18 protein-coding genes and 3 rRNA genes are annotated in these 22,543 nt (G+C 70.2%); 13 read left to right on the plus strand and 8 right to left on the minus strand.

Going from position 1 to position 22,543, the window contains the following annotated elements; genetic code table 11:
• Positions 1-38 precede the first annotated feature (38 nt).
• A complete protein-coding gene (locus O7546_RS09815; RefSeq protein ID WP_194802830.1) occupies positions 39-494 on the minus strand; it encodes a hypothetical protein in 456 nt (151 codons plus the stop codon).
• A gap of 12 nt (positions 495-506) precedes the next feature.
• On the minus strand, positions 507-3,167 hold the full coding sequence (ppdK, locus tag O7546_RS09820; RefSeq protein ID WP_281600755.1) for a pyruvate, phosphate dikinase: 2,661 nt from the start codon (positions 3,165-3,167) through the stop codon (positions 507-509).
• 133 nt (positions 3,168-3,300) lie between these two features.
• Here ppdK and O7546_RS09825 point away from each other — a divergent pair, with 133 nt between their 5' ends.
• The 3 genes from O7546_RS09825 (at position 3,301) to O7546_RS09835 (ending at position 5,966) form a co-directional block, all read left to right on the plus strand.
• Positions 3,301-3,804 (plus strand): GNAT family N-acetyltransferase, encoded by a 504-nt coding sequence (locus O7546_RS09825; protein ID WP_269696580.1) that lies wholly within the window; start codon positions 3,301-3,303, stop codon positions 3,802-3,804.
• A 9-nt stretch (positions 3,805-3,813) separates the two neighbouring features.
• Positions 3,814-4,449, plus strand: a complete 636-nt coding sequence (locus O7546_RS09830; protein WP_194802827.1) for a hypothetical protein — start codon at positions 3,814-3,816, stop codon at positions 4,447-4,449.
• Between the two features lie 146 nt (positions 4,450-4,595).
• Positions 4,596-5,966: a hemolysin family protein gene (locus tag O7546_RS09835; protein ID WP_194802826.1), complete on the plus strand. Its 1,371-nt coding sequence runs from the start codon at positions 4,596-4,598 to the stop codon at positions 5,964-5,966.
• A gap of 86 nt (positions 5,967-6,052) precedes the next feature.
• On the opposite strand, the gene O7546_RS09840 is transcribed toward O7546_RS09835, so the two are convergent.
• The 4 genes from O7546_RS09840 to O7546_RS09855 all read right to left on the minus strand — a co-directional run bounded on the left by O7546_RS09840 (position 6,053) and on the right by O7546_RS09855 (position 8,415).
• Positions 6,053-6,370: a PRC-barrel domain containing protein gene (locus O7546_RS09840; protein WP_194802825.1), complete on the minus strand. Its 318-nt coding sequence runs from the start codon at positions 6,368-6,370 to the stop codon at positions 6,053-6,055.
• On the minus strand, positions 6,357-6,737 hold the full coding sequence (locus O7546_RS09845; protein ID WP_194802824.1) for a hypothetical protein: 381 nt from the start codon (positions 6,735-6,737) through the stop codon (positions 6,357-6,359). The genes O7546_RS09840 and O7546_RS09845 overlap by 14 nt, the downstream gene beginning before the upstream one ends.
• Positions 6,734-7,960: a divalent metal cation transporter gene (locus O7546_RS09850; RefSeq protein ID WP_281600756.1), complete on the minus strand. Its 1,227-nt coding sequence runs from the start codon at positions 7,958-7,960 to the stop codon at positions 6,734-6,736. Before O7546_RS09850 ends, O7546_RS09845 begins: the two co-directional genes overlap by 4 nt.
• A gap of 71 nt (positions 7,961-8,031) precedes the next feature.
• Complete coding sequence (locus O7546_RS09855) at positions 8,032-8,415, minus strand: PaaI family thioesterase (protein ID WP_194802933.1); 384 nt, start codon at positions 8,413-8,415, stop codon at positions 8,032-8,034.
• A gap of 107 nt (positions 8,416-8,522) precedes the next feature.
• Here O7546_RS09855 and tyrS point away from each other — a divergent pair, with 107 nt between their 5' ends.
• The 4 genes from tyrS to rrf all read left to right on the plus strand — a co-directional run bounded on the left by tyrS (position 8,523) and on the right by rrf (position 15,624).
• Positions 8,523-9,806: a tyrosine--tRNA ligase gene (gene tyrS, locus O7546_RS09860; protein ID WP_194802932.1), complete on the plus strand. Its 1,284-nt coding sequence runs from the start codon at positions 8,523-8,525 to the stop codon at positions 9,804-9,806.
• Positions 9,807-10,418: 612 nt separating this feature from the next.
• A 16S ribosomal RNA gene (locus O7546_RS09865) occupies positions 10,419-11,933 on the plus strand.
• A 385-nt stretch (positions 11,934-12,318) separates the two neighbouring features.
• Positions 12,319-15,427 (plus strand): 23S ribosomal RNA (locus tag O7546_RS09870).
• Positions 15,428-15,507: 80 nt separating this feature from the next.
• Positions 15,508-15,624, plus strand: a 5S ribosomal RNA gene (gene rrf, locus O7546_RS09875).
• Together the 16S, 23S and 5S rRNA genes form the textbook arrangement of a ribosomal RNA operon.
• A gap of 94 nt (positions 15,625-15,718) precedes the next feature.
• On the opposite strand, the gene O7546_RS09880 is transcribed toward rrf, so the two are convergent.
• Positions 15,719-17,341 carry a hypothetical protein gene (locus tag O7546_RS09880; protein WP_269696582.1) on the minus strand — a complete coding sequence of 541 codons (1,623 nt, stop codon included), beginning with the start codon at positions 17,339-17,341 and terminating at the stop codon, positions 15,719-15,721.
• Here O7546_RS09880 and O7546_RS09885 point away from each other — a divergent pair.
• Both O7546_RS09885 and O7546_RS09890 read left to right on the plus strand, forming a co-directional pair.
• Positions 17,297-18,265 (plus strand): Replicase polyprotein 1ab, encoded by a 969-nt coding sequence (locus O7546_RS09885; protein WP_281600757.1) that lies wholly within the window; start codon positions 17,297-17,299, stop codon positions 18,263-18,265. The two genes, O7546_RS09880 and O7546_RS09885, sit on opposite strands and share 45 nt — an antisense overlap.
• The gene (locus O7546_RS09890) at positions 18,262-19,329 is read left to right on the plus strand and encodes an HAD-IIA family hydrolase (RefSeq protein WP_194799845.1); all 1,068 of its coding nucleotides are present in this window, start codon (positions 18,262-18,264) and stop codon (positions 19,327-19,329) included. Before O7546_RS09885 ends, O7546_RS09890 begins: the two co-directional genes overlap by 4 nt.
• A 13-nt stretch (positions 19,330-19,342) precedes the next feature.
• Here O7546_RS09890 and O7546_RS09895 read toward each other — a convergent pair whose 3' ends face one another.
• Entirely contained in the window at positions 19,343-19,678 is a 336-nt protein-coding gene (locus tag O7546_RS09895; RefSeq protein WP_194799846.1) for an SCP2 sterol-binding domain-containing protein, read from the minus strand.
• A gap of 112 nt (positions 19,679-19,790) precedes the next feature.
• Between O7546_RS09895 and O7546_RS09900 the strand changes: the two genes are divergently transcribed.
• From O7546_RS09900 to O7546_RS09915, 4 genes are read left to right on the plus strand one after another with little or no spacing between them, the layout of a single operon-like run.
• On the plus strand, positions 19,791-20,423 hold the full coding sequence (locus O7546_RS09900) for a hypothetical protein (protein WP_194799847.1): 633 nt from the start codon (positions 19,791-19,793) through the stop codon (positions 20,421-20,423).
• Positions 20,420-20,647: a hypothetical protein gene (locus O7546_RS09905; protein ID WP_194799848.1), complete on the plus strand. Its 228-nt coding sequence runs from the start codon at positions 20,420-20,422 to the stop codon at positions 20,645-20,647. The genes O7546_RS09900 and O7546_RS09905 overlap by 4 nt, the downstream gene beginning before the upstream one ends.
• A gap of 21 nt (positions 20,648-20,668) precedes the next feature.
• Positions 20,669-21,517 carry a TlyA family RNA methyltransferase gene (locus tag O7546_RS09910; RefSeq protein ID WP_194799849.1) on the plus strand — a complete coding sequence of 283 codons (849 nt, stop codon included), beginning with the start codon at positions 20,669-20,671 and terminating at the stop codon, positions 21,515-21,517.
• A complete protein-coding gene (locus O7546_RS09915; protein WP_013285580.1) occupies positions 21,514-22,398 on the plus strand; it encodes an NAD kinase in 885 nt (294 codons plus the stop codon). The genes O7546_RS09910 and O7546_RS09915 overlap by 4 nt, the downstream gene beginning before the upstream one ends.
• The last annotated feature ends 145 nt before the right edge of the window (positions 22,399-22,543 follow it).

Genomic DNA, 22,543 nt, shown 5'->3' on the forward strand with positions numbered 1-22,543 from the left:
CCGCCGGTGACGTACCGGCGGCCGTACCCCTGGGGTGCTCAGCGGTCGACGACCAGGCGGCGGGCCCGCAGCAGGCGCGCCCACCAGGGCCTGTGGTCCGGGCGCAGCCGGGGCGCCGGCACGCCGCGCAGGCTGACCCATCCGCCCGGCCCCATCGTGACGGTGCCGACCGACGGCGGGCGGCGCCGCGACCACACCGCCACGGCGGCGGTGAGCGCCGCGACCGCGAACGCGCCGGTGGCGGCCGCGACGAGCTGGTCGGGTTCGACCACGCGGCGGTAGCGGACCCGGCCGCCGGCCGCGACGAACACGCCGACCGGGCGGCCGTCGTGGTTCACCGGAACCAGCGCGGTGTCCCCGGGCAGTTCCAGCACCGGGCCGACCGGCCCGGCCGGCGTCGCGGCCGGGGTGGGGGCGGGCGTCGCGGCCGGCGGCGGCGCGGGCCGGGGGAGCGGCGTGACAGCCGGTCCGGTCGGGTTGAAGATGGCGGTCATGGTGCTGCCCTCCTAGCGGGAGTCGGACTTCTCGGTGCGGGCCTCGACGGCGGCCCGGCCGGCGGCCAGCCGCGCCACCGGCACCCGGTACGGCGAGCAGGAGACGTAGTCGAGCCCGGCGTCGGCGAAGAACCCGATCGACTCCGGGTCGCCGCCGTGCTCACCGCAGACGCCGACGGTCAGGTCCGGCCGGGCCGCCCGCCCCTCGGCGACGGCGAGGCGGACCAGCCGGCCCACGCCCGTGGCGTCGATGCTCTCGAACGGCGACACCGGGAAGATCCCCCGTTCCAGGTACGTGGAGAAGAACGCCCCCTCCACGTCGTCCCGGGAGAACGCCCAGGTCATCTGCGTCAGGTCGTTGGTGCCGAAGGAGAAGAAGTGCGCCTCGGCGGCGATGTCCCCGGCGGTCAGCGCCGCCCGGGGCGTCTCGATCATGGTGCCGACCGGGATGTCCGGTGCATCAGGCACCTCGGCCAGCACTCGCCGAGCCTCGTCCGCCACCGCGGCGAGTTCCCGCACGTCGCCGACGAGCGGCACCATGATCTCCGGGCGCGGGTCAGCGCCGGCCCGGACCCGCTGCGAGGCCGCCTCGGCCAGCGCCCGCACCTGCATCGCGAACAGGCCCGGCACCACCAGTCCGAGCCGTACGCCGCGCAGCCCCAGCATCGGGTTCGTCTCGTGCATCCGGCGCACCGCCGCCAGCAGCACGCCGTCGTGGCCCGGTTCCTCGCCGCGCGCCTGTGCGCCCGCCACCCGGGCGGTCAGCTCGGCGAGCGGAGGCAGGAACTCGTGCAGCGGCGGGTCGAGCAGCCGGACGGTGACCGGCAGCCCGTCCATCGCGGTGAGCAGCCCGAGGAAGTCGGCCCGCTGCAACGGCAGCAGCTCGTCCAGCGCCGCGCCGACCTCGGCCGGGCCGTCGGCCAGGATCAGCCGCTCGACCAGTTCCCGGCGCTCGCCGAGGAACATGTGCTCGGTGCGGCACAGCCCGATCCCGGCGGCGCCGAGCTCACGGGCCCGGCGGGCGTCGTCCGGCGTGTCGGCGTTGGCGCGGACGCCGAGCGTGCGCACCGCGTCGGCGTGCCCGAGCAGCCGGTGCACGGCGGTGACCAGCGGGTCCGCCTCCGGCCGCAGCTCACCGGTCAGGTACCGGGCCACCGGGGACGGCTGCACCGGCACCTCGCCGAGCCAGATCCGCCCGCTGGTGCCGTCGATCGAGATCACGTCGCCGGCCCGCACCACCCGGTCGCCCACCGTGAACTCGCCGCGCTCGACGTCGATGCCCAGCGCCTCGGCGCCGCACACGCAGGTCCGGCCCATGCCCCGGGCCACCACCGCGGCGTGCGAGGTCTTCCCGCCGCGCGAGGTGAGCACCCCGGTCGCGGCGATCATGCCGGGCAGGTCGTCCGGGTTGGTCTCCGGGCGGACCAGGATCACCGGCCCGTCGGCCGCCGCCGCGGCGGCCGAGTCGAACACGACCCGCCCGACCGCGGCGCCGGGCGAGGCGCCGACGCCGACCGCGAGCGGCTCGGGCGCGCCGGCCGTGTCGAAGGCCGGGAACATCAGCTGGGCGAGCTGCGCCCCGGTGACCCGGGTGAGCGCCTCGTCCGCAGTGATCAGGCCTTCCTCGGCCAGCTGCGCGGCGATCACGAACGCCGCCGCCGCGGTGCGCTTGCCGACCCGCGTCTGGAGCATCCACAGCCGGCCGCGTTCGATGGTGAACTCGACGTCGCACAGGTCGCGGTAGTGCCGCTCCAGCGTCGCCATGATCTCCCGCAGCCGGTGGAAGCTGACCGGGTCCAGCCGCTCCAGCTCGGTCAGCGGCACCGTGTTGCGGATGCCCGCCACCACGTCCTCGCCCTGCGCGTCGGTCAGGTAGTCGCCGTACACGCCGGGAGCGCCGGTGGCCGGGTCGCGGGTGAACGCCACACCGGTGCCGGAGTCCGGGCCGAGGTTGCCGAACACCATCGCCATCACGTTGACGGCGGTGCCCAGGTCGTCCGGGATGCGCTCCTGCCGCCGGTAGATCCGGGCCCGCTCCGAGTGCCAGGACTCGAACACCGCGCGCACGGCCAGGAACAGCTGCTCGTGCGGGGCCTGCGGGAAGTCGTGCCCGACGTGCCGGACGAAGATCTTCTTGTACGTCTCGACCAGGTCGCGCAGCTGCCCGGCGCCCGGCCCGTCCGGCCCGGCGGTGGCGCGCAGGGCGGCCAGCTCGTGCTCGAACTCGTCGGCCGGGATGCCGTGCACGGTCCGGCCGAACATCTGGATCAGCCGCCGGTACGAGTCCCAGGCGAACCGCTCGTCACCGGTGCGGGCGGCCAGCCCGGCGACGGTGGTGTCGTTGAGCCCGATGTCGAGGATCGTCTCCATCATCCCCGGCATCGAGTACCGCCCGCCGGAACGCACCGCCAGCAGCAGCGGGTCACCCGGGTCGCCCAGCCACCGGTCCAGCCGCGCCTCCACCTCCCGCAGGTGCGCGTTGATCTCCTCGTACAGGCCGTCCGGCGGCGCGCCGGTGGCCAGGTACGCCCGGCACGCGTCGGTGGTGACGGTGAACCCGGGCGGCACCGGCAACCCGAGCCGGGTCATCTCGGCGAGGTTCGCGCCCTTGCCGCCGAGCAGGTCGGCCCGGCTGCGGTCACCCTCGATGAAGTCGTAGACGTACTTCGACATGGTCCGGCCTCCTCGACTGCGTCGTTCCACCTCCTTGGTAACCGGGCCGCCCGGCGGCGCGGCAGGGCCGGACGGGACACACACCGGGCCGGAGGTCCCGAGAGTGTCGGTGGGTGCCCGTATCGTTCCGGCCGTGACCAACGAGGTGCTGCTCCGCCCGGTGCGCGACGACGACCTGCCCGCCTTCTTCGCCCACGAGCAGGACCCGCAGGCGAACTGGATGGCCGCGTTCGGCCCGAAGGACCCGTCCGACCGGGTCGCGTTCGATGCACACTGGGCGCGCATCCGCGCCGACGAGCGGATCGTCAACCGCGCCGTCACCGTCGACGGCCGGCTGGTCGGGCGGGTCGCCGCTTTCCCGGTCGGCGAGCAGACCGAGGTCAGCTACTGGATCGACGCGGCCCACTGGGGGCGGGGCCACGCCACCGCCGCGCTGCGCGCGCTGCTGCGCGAGGTGCCGCACCGGCCGCTGCACGCCCGCGCCGCGAAGGACAACGCCGCCTCGCTCGCGGTGCTGCGCAAGTGCGGCTTCGTCGTGGTCGGCGAGGACTCCGGGTACGCCCCGTCGCGCGGCACCGAGGTCGAGGAGTACGTGCTGGAGCTGCCCGCCGAGGGGCCTGACCAGGCAGACCGCTAGTCTCCCCGGGTGAACTGGCTGGAACTCGTCGGCTGGGCCGGCTCCGCGCTGCTGGTCTGGTCCCTGCTGCAGACCCGGATCCTGCGGCTGCGCGCGCTCAACCTGGTCGGCTGCCTCATCCTGATCGGCTACAACACCGCGGTGCAGGTCTGGCCGATGGTCGGGCTGAACGTGGTGCTCGCCGTGATCAACGTCTGGTACCTGCGCAAGTTGCTGGCCACCCGGCACGACGAGCAGACCTACCAGGTGGTCGAGGTCGGCACCGGCGACGCCTTCCTGGCGCACACGCTGCGGGTGCACGCCGCCGACATCGCCCGGTTCAACCCCGGCTTCCACTGGGACCCGGCCGCCGCCGACCGCTCGGCGTTCCTTGTGGTACGCGCCGACGAGGTGGTGGGCGTGATGCTCTCGCACGCCGAACCGGGCGGGGTGGCCCAGGTCGACCTGGACTACGTGACCCCGCCGTTCCGCGACTTCACGCCGGGGGAGTTCGTCTACCGGCGCAGCCGGCTGTTCACCGACCGGGGCTTCCGCCGGGTGGTCAGCCCGCCCGGCATGATCGCCCCCTACTACCACCGGCTCGGGTTCCGCCCGGAGGGCGGCGCGTACGTGCTCGACCTGCCGGTCCCCGCCACGCACGGGTGAACCGGACACCCGCCGTCCGGCGCTCAGTGATCGCACAGGATTCAGGCGCGGGCCCGCGGGGCAACAGAGGGCCACGCCGACCGGATCTACCGGCCGGCGAGTCGGCCATCGGCCGACCCGGATCGGGCCGAGGGAGATAACCGGTCGTGCAGAGCTACTGGAGCCAGCTTGCCCTGGTCGGTGTGCTGGTGATCCTCAACGCGGTGTTCGCCGGCAGCGAGATGGCCCTGGTGTCCCTGCGCGACAGCCAGGTGCAGCGGCTGGAGCGCAGCAGCCGCGGCGGACGGACCCTCGCCCGTCTCGCGAAGGACCCGAACCGGTTCCTGGCCACGATCCAGATCGGTATCACGCTCGCCGGGTTCCTGGCCTCCGCCGCCGCCGCGGTGTCCCTGGCCCGGCCGCTCGTCCCGCTGCTGGGCGTCTTCGGCAACGCCGCCGAGACCGTCGCCATCGTCGCTGTCACGCTGGTACTCACGTTCGTCACGCTCGTCTTCGGTGAGCTGGCACCGAAGCGGATCGCCATGCAGTCGGCCGAGCGGTGGGCGCTGCTGGTGGCCCGCCCGCTGGACGTGCTGTCCAGCATCACCCGGCCCGCCGTCTGGCTGCTGGGCGCCACCACCGACCTGGTGGTACGCCTGTTCGGTCTGGACCCGAAGGCCGAGCCGGACGAGATCGGCCCGGACGAACTGCGCGACATCGTGGCCGGCAACCACGGCTTCACCAAGGAACAGCGCACGATCATCGCCGGCGCGGTGGAGATCGCCGACCGGCAGTTGCGGGCGGTGCTCGTACCCCGGTTGCAGGTCTTCACGCTCGACAGCGGCACCACGGCGGAGGCCGCCCGGCTCGTCCTCGCGGCGACCGGCCACTCCCGGGCGCCGGTGGTGCGCCACGGCGGCCTGGACGAGGCGGTGGGCGTGATCCACCTGCGGGACCTGGTCGGCGTCTCGGACGACCGGCCGGTCGACGAGATCGCCCGACCGCCGATGCTGCTGCCCGACTCCCTGCCGGTGGTCGACGCGCTGCGCCAGTTCAAGGCCGAACGCCAGCACATCGCGCTCGTGGTCGACGAGCGCGGCGCGGTCGACGGGATCGTGACGCTGGAGGACATCCTGGAGGAGATCGTCGGCGAGATCTACGACGAGACCGACCGGGACCTGCGCGCCGTACGCACCGAGGCCGACGGCACGCTGGTGCTGCCCGGCACGTTCCCGGTGCACGACCTGACCGACCTCGGCGTGGAGCTGCCGAACCGGCCCGCCGGCGACTACACCACAGTCGCCGGGCTGGTGCTGATCTGCCTCGGGCACATCCCGACGGTGGCGGGGGAGCAGGTGACCGTGGACGGCTGGGAGCTGGCGGTGGCCGACGTCGACCAGCGGGCCATCACCGAGGTGCACGTGCGCCGTCACCGCCGCGGCGAGCAGTCGGCGGACGACGACGCGGCGACCGGCAGTCCGGACGACGACGCGGCCGACCCGGCCGACGCCCCCGAACTCGACGACGCCCGCCGCTGACCGGCGCCGGGCGGTCGCCTCACCGGTGTCCGGAACGCCTGGCGCGCCGCCGCCCGGCTTCCGGGGCCCGGCGTCCGCGACCCGGTTCAGCGGTCTCCGGCCGGCGGGCCGAACGGGAAACCGGGCACCGGCGGGAGCAGCTGTACCGCGTCGGCGGGCAGCTGACGGGTGCTCCGCCCGACCAGCCGGGCGATCACCCGCAGCAGCCACGGCCCGGACGGGTGCAGCTCCGGCCCGATCAGCCGGCTGATCACCCGGGTCCACCAGTGCCCGGCGACGATCACGTCGGTGATCCGCAGCCGGTCCGGCGGCCACCCGCCGCGCACCACCACGTCCACCACCCGGCCCAGCCGCCGCCCGTGCAGGTCGTACGCGGTGCGGCCGAGCAGCTCACCCGCTCGCACGGCCGGACCCCGGAATGCGTTCGATCAGGTGCCGGCGCAGCCACGCCTCCACCGGTGACGGCGGCAGGTCCGCCGCCGGGCAGCGCAGCCGCACCGCGCTGTCCACCCGGGCGACCTGCGACAGCGGTACGCGCAACGGCGGCACCGGCGGGTCGTCGGTGAACCGGTCCGCCACCGCCACCAGCAGCCGCCCGACCCGCCCGCCGATCCGCTCCCCGAGCGCGCCCTGCCCGGTGAGCAGGCAGTCCACGTACGGGTAGCCCTCGTCGTCGACGGCGAACGCGATGTCGTCGACGCGCCCGACCAGCCGCCCGTCAACGTCGACGATCTGCCGGTCGAGCAGCCGCTTGGCGAGCTGAACCCTCATGGCCCCATCCCCGTCATGATCGCCAGCGGGATCGCCGCCACCGAAGCGGCGACGATGAGCAGCAGGAACACCGCGCCGAGCAGGTTCATCCACCGCCCGTTGACCCGGTCGCCGAGGTACCCGCGGTCGTTGGCGACCACCAGGATCGGCAGGTACGTCAGCGGCAGCACCACAGCGCTCAGCACCAGCATGTACTCGGTCAGCCGCACCGGGTCCACAGTCGTCATCAGCATCACCACACCGAGCAGCAGACCGACGAGCAGCACGCTGTGGAACCGGGCCGCCTCCCGCGGGCGGACCCGCTTGCCCCACTGCCATCCGAAGTACTGCGCCGCCGCGTACGCCGCCGACAGTCCCGTCTCCAGCGCCGCCCCGAACGTCACCGCGAAGAACGCCAGCACCGTGGCGGCCAGGCCGGCGCCGCCGAGCGCCGTCGCCACCGGCCGCGCCACCTCGTCGAGCGTGCTCAACGACGCCTCCGACGGGTGGTAGGCCACCGTTGCCACGGCGACCAGCGACAACGCCAGGAACCCGCCCACCGGGAAGCCGATCAGCACGTTCGAGCGGGCCCGCGCCAGGTCCGCCGCGCCCCACCGCTCCTCCACGCCGCCGGAGGAGAAGAAGAACACCTCGTACGGGCTCACAGTCGAGGCGAACAGCGCCACCGCCACGAACCAGTACAGCGGCCAGCCGTGCCCGGCCGCGCTGACCTGCCACACGCCCTGCCCGAGTGCCGGCCAGTCGGTCGGCAGCGCCACCAGCGCGACAGCGAACACCAGCAGAGCCAGCCCGGCCAGGCCGAAGATTCGCTCCATCAGCTCGAAGCGCAGCCGCCACAGCACCAGCCAGACCGCCAGCGCTGCGAGCGGCACCCAGAACAGGTGGCTCAGCCGGGTCGCCAGTTGCAGCGCCAGCGCCACCCCGCCCAGCTCCGCGGCGAGCGTGACGACAGTGACCAGCCACGACGCGACCAGGTTGAGCAGCGCCACCCGCGGCCCGAGCCGCTCCCGGACCAGGTCGAAAACCGCCCGTCCGCTCACCGCCGCGATCCGGCCGGCCATTTCCGCGTACGCGCAGATGCCGACCACCCCGACCAGCAGCACCCAGGTGTGGGCCATGCCGAACAGCGCGCCGGCCTGACTGGCCGCCACCAGGTCACCGATGTCGACGAAGCCGCCGACGGCCGACAGCACGCCGAGCGTGGCGGCGAACAGCTTCCTCACGTCGGGCCGGGAGCGGACGTCCTCACCGAGGCGACGATATCGCCGTCAGCGCCCGGTTTCGGGCGAATGCGTCAGGAGGCGGTGAGGTTCTGCAGCCGCACCTGACCGCGGGCCACCAGCCGGCCGTCGGCGTCGGTGATCTCCACGAGCCAGAGCTGCTGACTGCGGCCCCGGTGCACCGGCGTGCCGACGGCGGTCAGCTCGCCGTCGCGCACCGCGCGCAGGAAGTCGGTCTGGTTCGACACCCCGACGACGTTGCCCTTGTCGCCCAGCCAGAGCGCGCCGCCGATGCTGGCCGCCGTCTCCACCACCGAGCAGTAGACGCCGCCGTGCTGGATCCCGTACGGCTGGTGCAGCTCCGGGCGCACCTTCCAGCGGATCACCACCCGTTCCCCGCTGACCTCGTCGAACGTCAGGCCCAGCAGGGCCACGAAGCCACCGGTCAGGTTCGGCATGTCCACCGCGGTTCCTCCTCGCGTTCGACGGCGCCGCCAGCCTAGTCGGCCGTACCTCGGCAAACCCGGTACGGGCCGGGCCCGGTGATGGGGGAGAATCGGTGACCGTGACCGACAGCAACCTCCCGCAGGGGCGGGACTCCCTGACCGACGACCTGCTGTGGCGGGGCCTGATCCAGGACTCGACCGGCCTCGACGAACTGCGCGAGCTGCTCGACGGCGGGAGCACCACCTTCTACGTGGGCTTCGACCCCACCGCGCCGAGCCTGCACATCGGCAACCTGATGCAGGTCGTGATGGCCCGCCGGCTCCAGCAGGCGGGGCACCGGCCGCTGCTGCTCGTCGGTGGCGCCACCGGGCAGATCGGCGACCCGAAGGAGAGCGCGGAACGGACGCTGAACCCGCCCGAGGTGATCGCCGGCTGGGTGGAGCGCATCCGCGAGCAGCTCTCGCCGTTCGTCACGTACACCGGGGAGAACGCGGCGCAACTCGTGAACAACCTGGACTGGACCGGCGAGATGTCGGTGGTCGAGTTCCTCCGGGACGTCGGCAAGCACTTCCCGGTGAACAAGATGCTCGCCCGCGAGGTGGTCAAGGCGCGGCTGGAGACGGGCATCAGCTACACCGAGTTCAGCTACCAGCTCCTCCAGGCGAACGACTACTTCGAGCTGCACCGCCGGCAAGGCTGCCGGCTCCAGTACGGCGGCTCCGACCAGTGGGGCAACATCACCGCCGGGGTGGACTACATCCGGCGGCGCGGCGCCGGGCCGGTGGAGGCGTTCACCACGCCGCTGGTGACCAAGGCCGACGGCACCAAGTTCGGCAAGAGCGAGACCGGCACGGTCTGGCTCGACCCGCAGATGACCAGCCCGTACGCGTTCTACCAGTTCTGGGTCAACGCAGACGACCGCGACGTCAGCCGCTACCTGCGGTACTTCAGCTTCCGCTCCCGTGAGGAGCTGGAGGAGCTGGAGAAGGCGACAGCGGAGCGCCCGCAGGCGCGCCTGGCCCAGCGGGCGCTCGCCGAGGAGCTGACCACGCTGGTGCACGGCGAGCGGGAGATGGCGCAGGCGGTCGCCGCGAGCCAGGCGCTGTTCGGGCGCGGCTCGCTCGACGAGCTGGCCCCGGAGACGCTGCGTGCCGCGCTGACCGAGGCCGGCCTGGTGCACCTCGACGAGCTGCCGGACGTGGCCGGCCTGCTCAAGGAGTCGGGCCTGGTGCCGAGCATGAAGGAGGCACGGCGGGTCATCGCCGAAGGCGGCGCGTACGTCAACAACACGCGTATCTCCGAGGTGGACGCCACCGTGTCGGCGGGCGACCTGCTGCACGGCCGTTACCTCGTACTGCGCCGGGGCAAGCGCTCGTTCGCGGGCGTCGAGCTGCGCGGATAGCCGCCTGTCGACTGTGTGACGCGGGACGCGCCCAGCGGATTTGACGATCACTCCGCTGGGCGCGTAACTTTCTCTCTGCCAGCGCGGAACGGACGAAACAGGGCGAAAGACCTGGAAGGCCGGAGCGCAGGACCTGAGAACCGGGTGGTGCCCCGGATTCGCCGGGAGGCGGATTTGGCGAGGCGGAACCGACCGGGTAAGGTTGTCGGCCGGTAGGGAAACGGACGAGCCAGCGGGAAACCGCGGGCGGCCGGCCTACCGAATTCCTCGGAAGGACCGACGGAAGTCGGTTGAATCGGGGTGCCCGGTAAAAGGGTGATGCACGACAAACCGGTTGACACCGGTTTGACACGGCAGAAACCACCGGGTAACGTAGTAAAAGTGCCCGGCGCGAGAGCGGCGGGTGAACGAACGAAATGCCCCGGTCGGGGTGCCGCTGGTTAGCGGTGCTTCTGGTTGGTGTGTGGTTGTTCTTTGAGAACTCAACAGGGTGCTTGTAAAGCCAGTGCCAATTGTTTTATACCCCGGACTGGTCAGGCCGTTTGGTTTGGCTGGTTGGGATTCCTTTGGCAACACTTTTGTTGCCAGGTTGATTGCTGTTCGACAAAGTTTTTGTTGGAGAGTTTGATCCTGGCTCAGGACGAACGCTGGCGGCGTGCTTAACACATGCAAGTCGAGCGGAAAGGCCCTTCGGGGTACTCGAGCGGCGAACGGGTGAGTAACACGTGAGCAACCTGCCCCAGGCTTTGGGATAACCCCGGGAAACCGGGGCTAATACCGAATATGACCTCCGATCGCATGGTTGGTGGTGGAAAGTTTTTCGGCTTGGGATGGGCTCGCGGCCTATCAGCTTGTTGGTGGGGTGATGGCCTACCAAGGCGACGACGGGTAGCCGGCCTGAGAGGGCGACCGGCCACACTGGGACTGAGACACGGCCCAGACTCCTACGGGAGGCAGCAGTGGGGAATATTGCACAATGGGCGGAAGCCTGATGCAGCGACGCCGCGTGAGGGATGACGGCCTTCGGGTTGTAAACCTCTTTCAGCAGGGACGAAGCGTAAGTGACGGTACCTGCAGAAGAAGCGCCGGCCAACTACGTGCCAGCAGCCGCGGTAAGACGTAGGGCGCGAGCGTTGTCCGGATTTATTGGGCGTAAAGAGCTCGTAGGCGGCTTGTCGCGTCGACTGTGAAAACCCGCAGCTCAACTGCGGGCCTGCAGTCGATACGGGCAGGCTAGAGTTCGGTAGGGGAGACTGGAATTCCTGGTGTAGCGGTGAAATGCGCAGATATCAGGAGGAACACCGGTGGCGAAGGCGGGTCTCTGGGCCGATACTGACGCTGAGGAGCGAAAGCGTGGGGAGCGAACAGGATTAGATACCCTGGTAGTCCACGCTGTAAACGTTGGGCGCTAGGTGTGGGGGGCCTCTCCGGTTCCCTGTGCCGCAGCTAACGCATTAAGCGCCCCGCCTGGGGAGTACGGCCGCAAGGCTAAAACTCAAAGGAATTGACGGGGGCCCGCACAAGCGGCGGAGCATGCGGATTAATTCGATGCAACGCGAAGAACCTTACCTGGGTTTGACATGGCCGCAAAACTGTCAGAGATGGCAGGTCCTTCGGGGGCGGTCACAGGTGGTGCATGGCTGTCGTCAGCTCGTGTCGTGAGATGTTGGGTTAAGTCCCGCAACGAGCGCAACCCTCGTTCGATGTTGCCAGCGCGTTATGGCGGGGACTCATCGAAGACTGCCGGGGTCAACTCGGAGGAAGGTGGGGATGACGTCAAGTCATCATGCCCCTTATGTCCAGGGCTTCACGCATGCTACAATGGCCGGTACAATGGGCTGCGATACCGTGAGGTGGAGCGAATCCCAAAAAGCCGGTCTCAGTTCGGATCGGGGTCTGCAACTCGACCCCGTGAAGTCGGAGTCGCTAGTAATCGCAGATCAGCAACGCTGCGGTGAATACGTTCCCGGGCCTTGTACACACCGCCCGTCACGTCACGAAAGTCGGCAACACCCGAAGCCGGTGGCCCAACCCTTGTGGAGGGAGCCGTCGAAGGTGGGGCTGGCGATTGGGACGAAGTCGTAACAAGGTAGCCGTACCGGAAGGTGCGGCTGGATCACCTCCTTTCTAAGGAGCACCATCCACCGAAAGGTGGCATGGAGCCCGCGGCCCGCGGATGTCGGGTCGGGGTGCTCAGATGGCGGAGACACTGGCAAGTCTGGTGCCGGCAACGGCTGCGGATCCTCTAGTACAGCCACTCTTGGGTGGTGGGAACGAGTCCGTGGTGCGGCTGGTGGCGGATGTAAGCACCCTGTTGGGTCCTGAAGGAACAACCGAGGTTGTTTTTTCAGAGCCTTGAGATGCCTCCTGTGGACTGTGTCCGAGGGGGCGGAAGGCGCCAGGCATGGCCTGGTCTCGCAAACCGTGACCATGTGGTGGTTGTAGGTGTGGGGCTGTGGGTTGTGGGTTGGTTGTTTGTTGAGAATTGCACAGTGGACGCGAGCATCTTTGTGGTCAAGTTGTCAAGGGCGAACGGTGGATGCCTTGGCACCAGGAGCCGATGAAGGACGTGGGAGGCCGCGATAGGCCTGGGGGAGCTGTCAACCAAGCTGTGATCCCAGGGTGTCCGAATGGGGAAACCCGGCATCAGTCATGTGATGTCACCCGCACCTGAACACATAGGGTGTGTGGGGGGAACGCGGGGAAGTGAAACATCTCAGTACCCGTAGGAAGAGAAAACAAATAGTGATTCCGTGAGTAGTGGCGAGCGAAAGCGGATTGAGGCTAAACCGGCGGCGTGTGATACCTGTCAGGGGTTGCGTGGTCGGGGTTGTGGGACCCTGCTCAACAGACTGACATCTGTTGGAGAAGTTACAAAGCTGGTGGCTAGTCGAACAGTCTGGAATGGCTGACCGTAGACGGTGATAGTCCGGTAGGTGAAAGTTGCTGGTCTTCTGTGGGTGTTCCCGAGTAGCGGCGGACTCCTGAAATCTGCCGTGAATCTGCCAGGACCACCTGGTAAGCCTAAATACTTCCTGGTGACCGATAGCGGACGAGTACCGTGAGGGAATGGTGAAAAGTACCCCGGGAGGGGAGTGAAATAGTACCTGAAACCGTTCGCCTACAATCCGTCGGAGCCTTGCGGGGTGACGGCGTGCCTTTTGAAGAATGAGCCTGCGAGTTAGTGGCATGTGGCGAGGTTAACCCGTGTGGGGGAGCCGTAGCGAAAGCGAGTCTGAATAGGGCGTTTTTAGTCGCATGCTCTAGACCCGAAGCGGAGTGATCTAGCCATGGGCAGGCTGAAGCGCGGGTAAGACCGCGTGGAGGGCCGAACCCACCAACGTTGAAAAGTTGGGGGATGACCTGTGGTTAGGGGTGAAAGGCCAATCAAACTCCGTGATAGCTGGTTCTCCCCGAAATGCATTTAGGTGCAGCGTCGCGTGTTTCTTGCCGGAGGTAGAGCACTGGATGGTCTAGGGGGCCCACAAGCTTACCGAAATCAGCCAAACTCCGAATGCCGGTAAGTGAGAGCGCGGCAGTGAGACTGCGGGGGATAAGCTTCGTAGTCGAGAGGGAAACAGCCCAGATCACCAGCTAAGGCCCCTAAGCGTGTGCTAAGTGGAAAAGGATGTGGGGTCGCATAGACAACCAGGAGGTTGGCTTAGAAGCAGCCACCCTTTAAAGAGTGCGTAATAGCTCACTGGTCAAGTGGTTCCGCGCCGACAATGTAGCGGGGCTCAAGCACACCGCCGAAGCTGTGGCATTCACATTTTAACTTCGTGCCTCCTTGATGGGGTATGCAGGTGTGTGGATGGGTAGGGGAGCGTCGTGCCGGGGGTGAAGCAGCGGGGTGACCCAGTTGTGGACGCGGCACGAGTGAGAATGCAGGCATGAGTAGCGAAAGAAGGGTGAGAAACCCTTCCGCCGGATGACCAAGGGTTCCAGGGCCAGGCTAATCCGCCCTGGGTGAGTCGGGACCTAAGGCGAGGCCGAGAGGCGTAGTCGATGGACAACGGGTTGATATTCCCGTACCCGCGAAAGAGCGACCCTGATGAACCTCGTTGTGCTAACCACCCGAACTGCCGGCGGTCTTCGGACCAATGGTGGGGAGCGTGGGAACCTGGCGGGTAGTAGTCAAGCGATGGGGTGACGCAGGAAGGTAGCTGAGCCCGGCCGGTGGTTGTGCCGGGGTAAGCGTGTAGGCCGGTGTGTAGGCAAATCCGCACACCACTAGGGCTGAGACGTGATGCCGAGCCGATTCAGGTGAAGTCAGTGATCCTATGCTGCCGAGAAAAGCCTCTAGCGAGTTCTTAGCGGCCCGTACCCCAAACCGACACAGGTGGTCAGGTAGAGAATACCGAGGCGATCGGGCGAACTGTGGTTAAGGAACTCGGCAAATTGCCCCCGTAACTTAGGGAGAAGGGGGGCCGGAGACGTGAAGCCCCGCGCGGGTGGAGCGTTGTATGGCCGCAGAGAGCAGGGGGAAGCGACTGTTTACTAAAAACACAGGTCCATGCGAAGAAGTAATTCGATGTATATGGACTGACGCCTGCCCGGTGCTGGAACGTTAAGGGGACCTGTTAGCTCTTCGGGGCGAAGCGGAGAACTTAAGCGCCAGTAAACGGCGGTGGTAACTATAACCATCCTAAGGTAGCGAAATTCCTTGTCGGGTAAGTTCCGACCTGCACGAATGGCGTAACGACTTCCCCACTGTCTCAACCACAGGCCCGGCGAAATTGCATTACGAGTAAAGATGCTCGTTACGCGCGGCAGGACGGAAAGACCCCGGGACCTTTACTATAGCTTGACATTGGTATCTGAATTAGCTTGTGTAGGATAGGTGGGAGCCGGTGAAGTCCATACGCCAGTATGGGTGGAGGCAATCTTGAAATACCACTCTGGTTGATTTGGGTATCTAACTTCGGACCGTTATCCGGTTCAGGGACAGTGTCTGGTGGGTAGTTTAACTGGGGCGGTTGCCTCCTAAAGGGTAACGGAGGCGCCCAAAGGTTCCCTCAGCCTGGTTGGCAATCAGGTGTTGAGTGCAAGTGCACAAGGGAGCTTGACTGTGAGACTGACAGGTCGAGCAGGGACGAAAGTCGGGACTAGTGATCCGGCACTGGCATGTGGAAGCGGTGTCGCTCAACGGATAAAAGGTACCCCGGGGATAACAGGCTGATCTTCCCCAAGAGTCCATATCGACGGGATGGTTTGGCACCTCGATGTCGGCTCGTCGCATCCTGGGGCTGTAGCAGGTCCCAAGGGTTGGGCTGTTCGCCCATTAAAGCGGTACGCGAGCTGGGTTTAGAACGTCGTGAGACAGTTCGGTCCCTATCCGCCGTGCGCGTAGGATACTTGAGAAGGGCTGTCCCTAGTACGAGAGGACCGGGACGGACGAACCTCTGGTGTGCCAGTTGTCCCGCCAGGGGCACGGCTGGTTAGCTACGTTCGGAAGGGATAACCGCTGAAAGCATCTAAGCGGGAAGCTCGCTTCAAGATGAGGTATCCCACCCACATTGTGGGGTAAGGCCCCCAGCTAGACGACTGGGTTGATAGGCCGGAAATGTAAGCCCGGTAACGGGTTCAGTTGACCGGTACTAATAGGCCGAGGACTTGACTACTAAGCTGCTACGCGTCCACTGTGCAACTCTGAACAAACGATCACCCACCAGGGTTGGGTTGGTTGACATGTTCATAGAGTTACGGCGGTCATGGCGGAGGGGAAACGCCCGGTCACATTCCGAACCCGGAAGCTAAGCCCTCCAGCGCCGATGGTACTGCACTCGGGAGGGTGTGGGAGAGTAGGACACCGCCGGACAATCTTCCAGTCGAGGGCCGCCCCAGCAGGGGCGGCCCTCGACTGCGTTAGCGTTCTCGGCGGAAACGCCATCAGGAAGGATGTACCTGTGAGCTCAGGACCCCAGGGCGGGGACCGCCCCCGTCGTTACGAGGATCGCGCCGACCGTGGCCAGGGGCGTGGTGACGCCGGCCGCGACGGCCGTCGCGATGACCGTCCCTCGTACCGGGGCGGCCGCGACGACCGCCCGGGCGGCTTCCGTGGTGGCGACCGTGACAGTGGTACCCGTGGCGGTGACCGTCGCGAGGGTGGTTTCCGCGGTGGTGAGCGTCGTGAGGGCGGCTTCCGCGGTGGCGATCGTCGTGAGGGCGGCTTCCGCGGAGGTGACCGTGACGGCGGCTTCCGTGGTGGTGAGCGTCGTGAGGGCGGTTTCCGCGGTGGTGAGCGTCGTGAGGGCGGCTTCGGCGGTGGCGATCGTCGCGAGGGTGGTTTCCGTGGCGGTGACCGCGAGGGTGGCTTCCGGGGTGGAAGCCGTCCGGGCGGCGACCGTCGTGAAGGCGGGTTCCGTGGCGGCGACCGTGACGGTGGTTTCCGTGGTGGTGAGCGTCGTGAGGGTGGCTACCAGGGCGGCGACCGCCGTGAGGGCGGTTTCCGTGGTGGGGATCGTCGTGAAGGCGGCGCCCGCGAGGGTGGTTTCCGCGGCGGTGACCGTCGTGAGGGTGGTTTCCGTGGCGGCGACCGTGAGGGCGGTTTCCGCGGTGGTGAGCGTCGCGAGGGCGGCTTCCGGGGCGGCGACCGTGAGGGCGGTTTCCGGGGCGGTGACCGTCGTGAAGGCGGCGCCCGTGACGGTGGTTTCCGGGGCGGTGACCGTCGCGAGGGCGGTTTCCGCGGTGGCGACCGTCGTGAGGGTGGTTTCCGTGGTGGCGACCGTGAGGGCGGTTTCCGCGGTGGGGATCGTCGTGAGGGCGGCGCCCGCGAGGGTGGCTTCCGTGGTGGCGATCGTCGCGAGGGCGGTTTCCGCGGTGGCGACCGCGACGGTGGCTTCCGGGGCGGTGACCGTCGCGAGGGCGGCTTCCGTGGTGGGGATCGTCGTGAGGGCGGCACCCGTGAGGGAGGCTTCCGGGGCGGTGAGCGTCGTGAGGGCGGTTTCCGTGGCGGCGACCGTGAGGGCGGTTTCCGCGGTGGGGATCGTCGTGAAGGCGGCGCCCGCGAGGGTGGCTTCCGTGGTGGCGATCGTCGCGAGGGTGGCTTCCGGGGCGGTGAGCGTCGTGAGGGCGGTTTCCGTGGCGGCGACCGTGAGGGTGGTTTCCGTGGTGGGGATCGTCGTGAAGGCGGCGCCCGTGAGGGTGGCTTCCGTGGTGGCGATCGTCGCGAGGGCGGCTACCAGGGCGGCGACCGCCGGGAGAGCTACGCCGGCGGCGAGCGCCGCGACGGCGGATTCCGCGGTGGCGACCGCGACCGTGGTTTCCGGCGCGACGACCGACGTGACGACCGAGGGCCGGGTGGCTTCCGGGGCGAGCGGGACGGTGAGCGCCGTGGCTACGGCGACCGGCCGGGCGGCGACGACCGCCGTGGCTCCTACGGTCCGCAGCGGGAGCGCCAGGACGAGCGCGGCGAGGGGCGTACCGGTGAGGCGCCGGAGCTGCCCGACGACGTGGTCGCGAGTGACCTCGACTCGGCCGTCCGGGCGGAGTTGCTCTCCCTCGCCAAGCCGGTCGCGGAGACGGTCGCCCGGCACCTGGTCGCTACCGGTCTGCTGATCGACGAGGACCCGGCGCAGGCGCTGGCGCACGCCATGTCGGCCCGCCGGCTCGCGTCGCGGATCGCCGCCGTGCGGGAGGCCGTCGGGCTGGCCGCGTACCACGCGGGTGAGTGGCAGACCGCCATCGCCGAGCTGCGGACGTACCACCGGATGACCGGCCTGCAGAGCCACCTGGCCGTGCTGGCCGACTGCGAGCGGGCGCTGGGCCGGCCGGAGCGGGCCATCGACCTGTTCCGCGGCGCGGACCGGGACAAGCTCGACCAGGCCGTCGCGATCGAGCTGCTGATCGTGGCCGCCGGGGCGCGCGGTGACCTCGGGCAGAAGGACGCCGCGGTGGCGATGCTTCAGGTCCGCGAGCTGACCGGCGACTCGACCGAGCCGTGGGCGGCGCGGCTGCGCTACGCGTACGCGGACGCCCTGCTGGCGGTCGACCGGCGCGAGGAGGCACGGGAGTGGTTCTCCCGGGCCGCCGACGTCGACTCCGAGGGGGAGACGGACGCCGCGGAGCGGCTGCTGGAGCTGGACGGCGTGGTCATCGAGGGCGACGACGAGCCGGAGGACGACGCGGACACGTCCGAGGCGTCGGCCGACGATGACGACGATGACGACGACGACGACGATGACGATGACGACGATGACGACGACGATGACGATGACGACGACCGGGACGACGACGCTCGGCTGAGCGACGACGGCGGTGACGCGGCTCGGGCCGGCTACCGGGACCGGGACGCCGGCGACCTGGCCGACGACGAGCTGACCGACACCGAGGCCGGCTCGCTCGCCGCCGACACCCCGGCCGCCGCCGACACGACCGAGGAGCCGGCCGTCGGCACCCCGGCCGACGAGGTCACCCAGTCGCGGGCGGCCGGCGAGGGCGAGGCGGCGGACCGCCGATGACCGGCTACGCCGGTGACACCGCCTCCGGCGCGGATCGGGGAGAACCCGACCGCGCCGGGGCGGGGCGGCTCGTCGACGCGTACTCGCTCGTCGTCTTCGACCTGGACGGCGTCATCTACCTGATCGACCGGCCCATCCCCGGCGCGGTCGAGGCGGTCGGCCGGCTGCACGCCGAGGGGCGCGCGGTCGCGTACGCGACGAACAACGCCTCCCGCCGCTCCAGCGAGGTGGCCGACCTGCTCACCGGCATGGGCGTCGCGGCTGAGCCGGCGGAGGTGCTCACCTCCGCGGCGGCCACCGCCGAACTGCTCCGCGACCGGCTGCCCGAGGGCGCGCCGGTGCTCGTGGTCGGCGCGGAGGCACTGCGCGCCGAGCTGCGCGCGGTGGGCCTGCGGCCGGTCGCCACCGCCGACGAGGAGCCCGCCGCGGTGGCGCAGGGCTACGGCCCGCAGGTCGGCTGGTCCGACCTGGCCGAGGCGTCCCTGGCGGTACGGGCGGGCGCGCCCTGGTACGCCACCAACACCGACCGCACGCTGCCCAGCCCGCGCGGCCCGCTGCCGGGTAACGGCTCGCTCGTCGCGGTGCTGCGGACCGCGCTCGGCCGTGACCCCGACGTGGTGGTGGGCAAGCCGGAGCCGGCGCTGTTCACCACCGCCGCGCGGCGGGCCGGAACCGGGCGCACGCTCGTCGTGGGCGACCGGCTGGACACCGACATCGAAGGCGCCCGCCGGGCCGGGCTGGACAGCCTGCTGGTGCTCACCGGGGTCAGCGACGCCGCCGAGCTGCTGGCCGCACCAGAGGAGCGCCGCCCCGCGTACGTCTCGTTCGACCTGGCGGGCCTGTTCGACCCGGCCGCCGTGGTGGCGGTGCCGGCCCGGGCCGCAGACGGCGGCTGGTCGGTGACGAAGGCCGGCGCGGACCTCCTGCTCGACGGCGCGGGACCGCCACTGGAGGCCCTCGCGGCGCTCTGCGCGGTGGCCTGGTCGACGGGGGCCGGGCCGCGCGTGCGGGCGCAGTCCCCGGCGGCGGAGGAGGCCCTCGCCGCGTTCGGTCTCGACGACTGAGGCGCCGGGCCGCTCAGAGCAGCTTGCGGAGCTTCATCAGGTCGAACGGGTTCGCCTTGATCGACACCCGGCGGGAGGCCACCGCTGCCATGACGTCGAGCCGGCCGTGCACCAGCGCGACGAGGTCGTCGCTGCCGGTGCTCAGCGCGATCTTCGCCTTCGGGTCGTCGCCGTCGGCCAGGTCGACCAGCCGGCCGCCCTCCAGCCGCCCGTGGAACGCGGTCCCGAGGTCGGTGATCCGGCAGGCCAGCGTGCGGTCGAGGTCGATGCGTCCCTGCGCCTCGGCGTTGCGGTCCAGCCGCGCGGCCAGGTCCTGCAACGCCTGCCGGCACTCGTCCACGCTGGCCACATCGTCTCCTCACCACGAACCACGCCGTTTCCCGGCACCGTACCGCAATGGGGCGTCCGGGGTGCCCGGTAGCGTGGCACCTGCACACCTCGCCCCGCGGAAGGACTCAGGCATGCAGGACGCGTGGCGCGCCTACCTCGAGCTGGCCATGGGCCTGACGGAGGCGCCCCGGAAGAAGGCACAGGACGCGGTCATGCGCGTCGTCGGCCAGGGCGGTGCGACCGCCGCCCAGATCCAGACGCTCGCCGAGGAACTGGTTGCCACCGGCCTGGCGAACCGGGAGTCGCTGACCAAGCTGGTCCGCTTCGAGGTGGACCGGGCACTGGGCGCGGTCGGCCTGGCCACCGCCGACGAGGTCGCCGAGCTGACCCGCCGGGTGCACGACCTGGAGCGGCAGCTGCGCGAGGCGCGCGGCCACCTCGGCCCGGCCGACACTCCGCCCGCCGCCGCACCGGCCGGGACAGCCGCCGCACCGCCCGGCGCGACCGCACCGAAGACCGAGCCGTCCGAGCCGGCGCCGTCCGGGGCCGGGCAGCCGAAGACCGCGTCGCCCGCCGCCGAGAGCCCGGCCAAGGCCCCGGCGACGACGCCCGCAAAGGCCCCCGCGACGACACCGACGAAGGCGGTGGCGAAGAAGACGGTGGCCAAGAAGGCGATCGCGAAGAAGCCGCCGGCCACGGTCTCCCGTACCCCGGAAGCCGCACCGGCGAAGAAGGCCACCGGGCGCCGGGCGGCCGGCTCGTGACCGCGCCCCGGCCCGGTCCGCCGCCGGGTCCGCGGCCCGGACCACCCCCGGGGGTACGCCCGGCGCCGGTCGAGGAGGTCGGCGAGGCGAGCCACCCGGCGGTCGACGCAGCGGTGCTCGGCATGGCCAACGCCGAGGCGCTCGCCCCGGCCGACCAGATCGCCCAGTACGAGGCGGCGTACGAGACGCTGCGCGAGACCCTCGCCACCATCGACCAGGCCTGAGCAGAGGCGGAGACACACCTGATGGCTCGTCGTACCCGGCTGGACGCCGAACTGGTCCGGCGCGGGCTGGCCCGCTCCCGGGAACAGGCCGCCGCGCTGGTGGAGGCCGGTCGCGTCCAGCTGCGCGGAGTGCGGGCGCGCAAGCCCGCGGCGATGGTCGACCCGGCCGATCCGCTGCTGGTCACCGGCGAGGATCCGGCCGACGAGTACGTCTCCCGGGGCGGCCACAAGCTGGCCGGCGCGCTCGCCGCGTTCGCCCCCGGCGGGCTGACCGTCACCGGCCGGCGCTGCCTGGACGCGGGCGCGTCGACTGGCGGTTTCACCGACGTGCTGCTGCGCGCCGGCGCCGCCGAGGTGGTCGCCGTGGACGTCGGCTACGGGCAGCTCGCCTGGTCGCTGCGTACCGACGAGCGGGTGCGGGTGTTCGAGCGCACCAACGTGCGTACCCTCACGCCGGAGGCGATCGGCGGCCCGGTCGACCTGACGGTGGCCGACCTGTCGTTCATCTCGCTGCGGCTGGTGCTGCCGGCGCTTGCGGCGTGCACCGGCCCCGGCGGTGACCTGGCGCTGATGGTCAAGCCGCAGTTCGAGGTCGGCAAGGAGCGCGTCGGCGCCGGCGGTGTGGTCCGCGATCCGGCGCTGCGCGCCGAGGCGGTGCTGGACGTGGCCGCGGCGGCCGCCGGGCTCGGCCTCGGCCTGGCCGACGTGGCGGCCAGCCCGCTGCCCGGGCCGAGCGGCAACGTCGAGTTCTTCGTATGGTTGCGCGGGGACGCGCCCGCCGCGGACCCGGAGCGGGTCCGCGCGGTGGTGGCCGCCGGTCCGCAGGGCGCCGCCGCGACGGCGGCCACGACCGAGGAGGTGTCCGGGTGAGCCGTACCGCGCTGCTGGTCACGCACACCGGCCGTCGACGCAGCACCGAGCACGCCCGGGCGGTGGCCGCCGACCTGATCGCCGCCGGGTTCGAGGTGCGGGTGGTGGCCGAGGAGGCCGACGACCTGGACCTGCCGGGTGTGGTGCCGGTGACCGGCCCGGAGGCCGCCGAGGGCGCCGAGATCGTGTTCGCGCTCGGCGGGGACGGCACGTTCCTGCGCGCCGCCGAGCTGGCCCGCCCGGCCAAGGTGCCGTTGCTCGGCATCAACCTGGGCAAGGTCGGCTTCCTCGCCGAGGCGGAGATCGACGACCTGGACACCGCCGTGCGGGACGTGGTCGACCGCAACTACACGGTGGACGAACGGCTCACCCTCGACGTCACCGCCGAGTTCGAGGGCGGCCCGACCATCGAGTCGTGGGCGCTCAACGAGATCAGCGTGGAGAAGGGCGAACGCGCCCAGATGCTGGAGCTGCTCGTCGACGTGGACGGCCGGCCGCTGTCCCGGTACGGCTGCGACGGCGTGATCTGCGCGACCCCGACCGGCTCGACGGCGTACGCGTTCTCCGGCGGCGGGCCGGTGGTCTGGCCCGAGGTGGAGGCGCTGCTGCTGGTGCCGATCAGCGCCCACGCGTTGTTCAGCCGCCCGCTGGTGACCGCGCCGACGTCGACGTTCGTCATCACCGTCGACCCGTTCACCACACTGGCCGTGCTGTGCTGCGACGGGCGGCGCGTCTACGACCTGCCGCCCGGTGCCCGGGTGACGGTGCGCCGGGGCACGCTGCCGGTGCGCATCGTGCGACTGCGGGCCCGACCGTTCACCGACCGGCTGGTGGCCAAGTTCGACCTTCCCGTCCAGGGCTGGCGGGGCAACCGTCGCTGACCAGCGGCTCAGCGGAAATCTCCGTTCGGCCCACCGGTCCCGGCCCCCGCGCGCGTTACGGTGGGCGTACGGGCCGCGAAGAGGTGAGTCCGGGCGCGGCGGTGAGGCCCGCCGCTTCCCGGATGCGGCCCGGCGTCGCGGGGCT

The sequence above is a fragment of the Micromonospora sp. WMMA1976 genome, from assembly GCF_027497335.1.
GTDB classification, from domain to species: Bacteria; Actinomycetota; Actinomycetes; order Mycobacteriales; family Micromonosporaceae; genus Micromonospora; species Micromonospora aurantiaca.

Excerpts from the sequence above, each read along its gene's own strand:
- O7546_RS09910 (WP_194799849.1), top strand. The coding sequence starts at position 20,669 with ATGGCTCGTCGTACCCGGCTGGACGCCGAACTGGTCCGGCGCGGGCTG.
- O7546_RS09855 (WP_194802933.1), bottom strand. The coding sequence starts at position 8,415 with ATGCCGAACCTGACCGGTGGCTTCGTGGCCCTGCTGGGCCTGACGTTC.
- O7546_RS09815 (WP_194802830.1), bottom strand. The coding sequence starts at position 494 with ATGACCGCCATCTTCAACCCGACCGGACCGGCTGTCACGCCGCTCCCC.
- O7546_RS09845 (WP_194802824.1), bottom strand. The coding sequence starts at position 6,737 with ATGAGGGTTCAGCTCGCCAAGCGGCTGCTCGACCGGCAGATCGTCGAC.
- O7546_RS09890 (WP_194799845.1), top strand. The coding sequence starts at position 18,262 with ATGACCGGCTACGCCGGTGACACCGCCTCCGGCGCGGATCGGGGAGAA.
- ppdK (WP_281600755.1), bottom strand. The coding sequence starts at position 3,167 with ATGTCGAAGTACGTCTACGACTTCATCGAGGGTGACCGCAGCCGGGCC.
- O7546_RS09900 (WP_194799847.1), top strand. The coding sequence starts at position 19,791 with ATGCAGGACGCGTGGCGCGCCTACCTCGAGCTGGCCATGGGCCTGACG.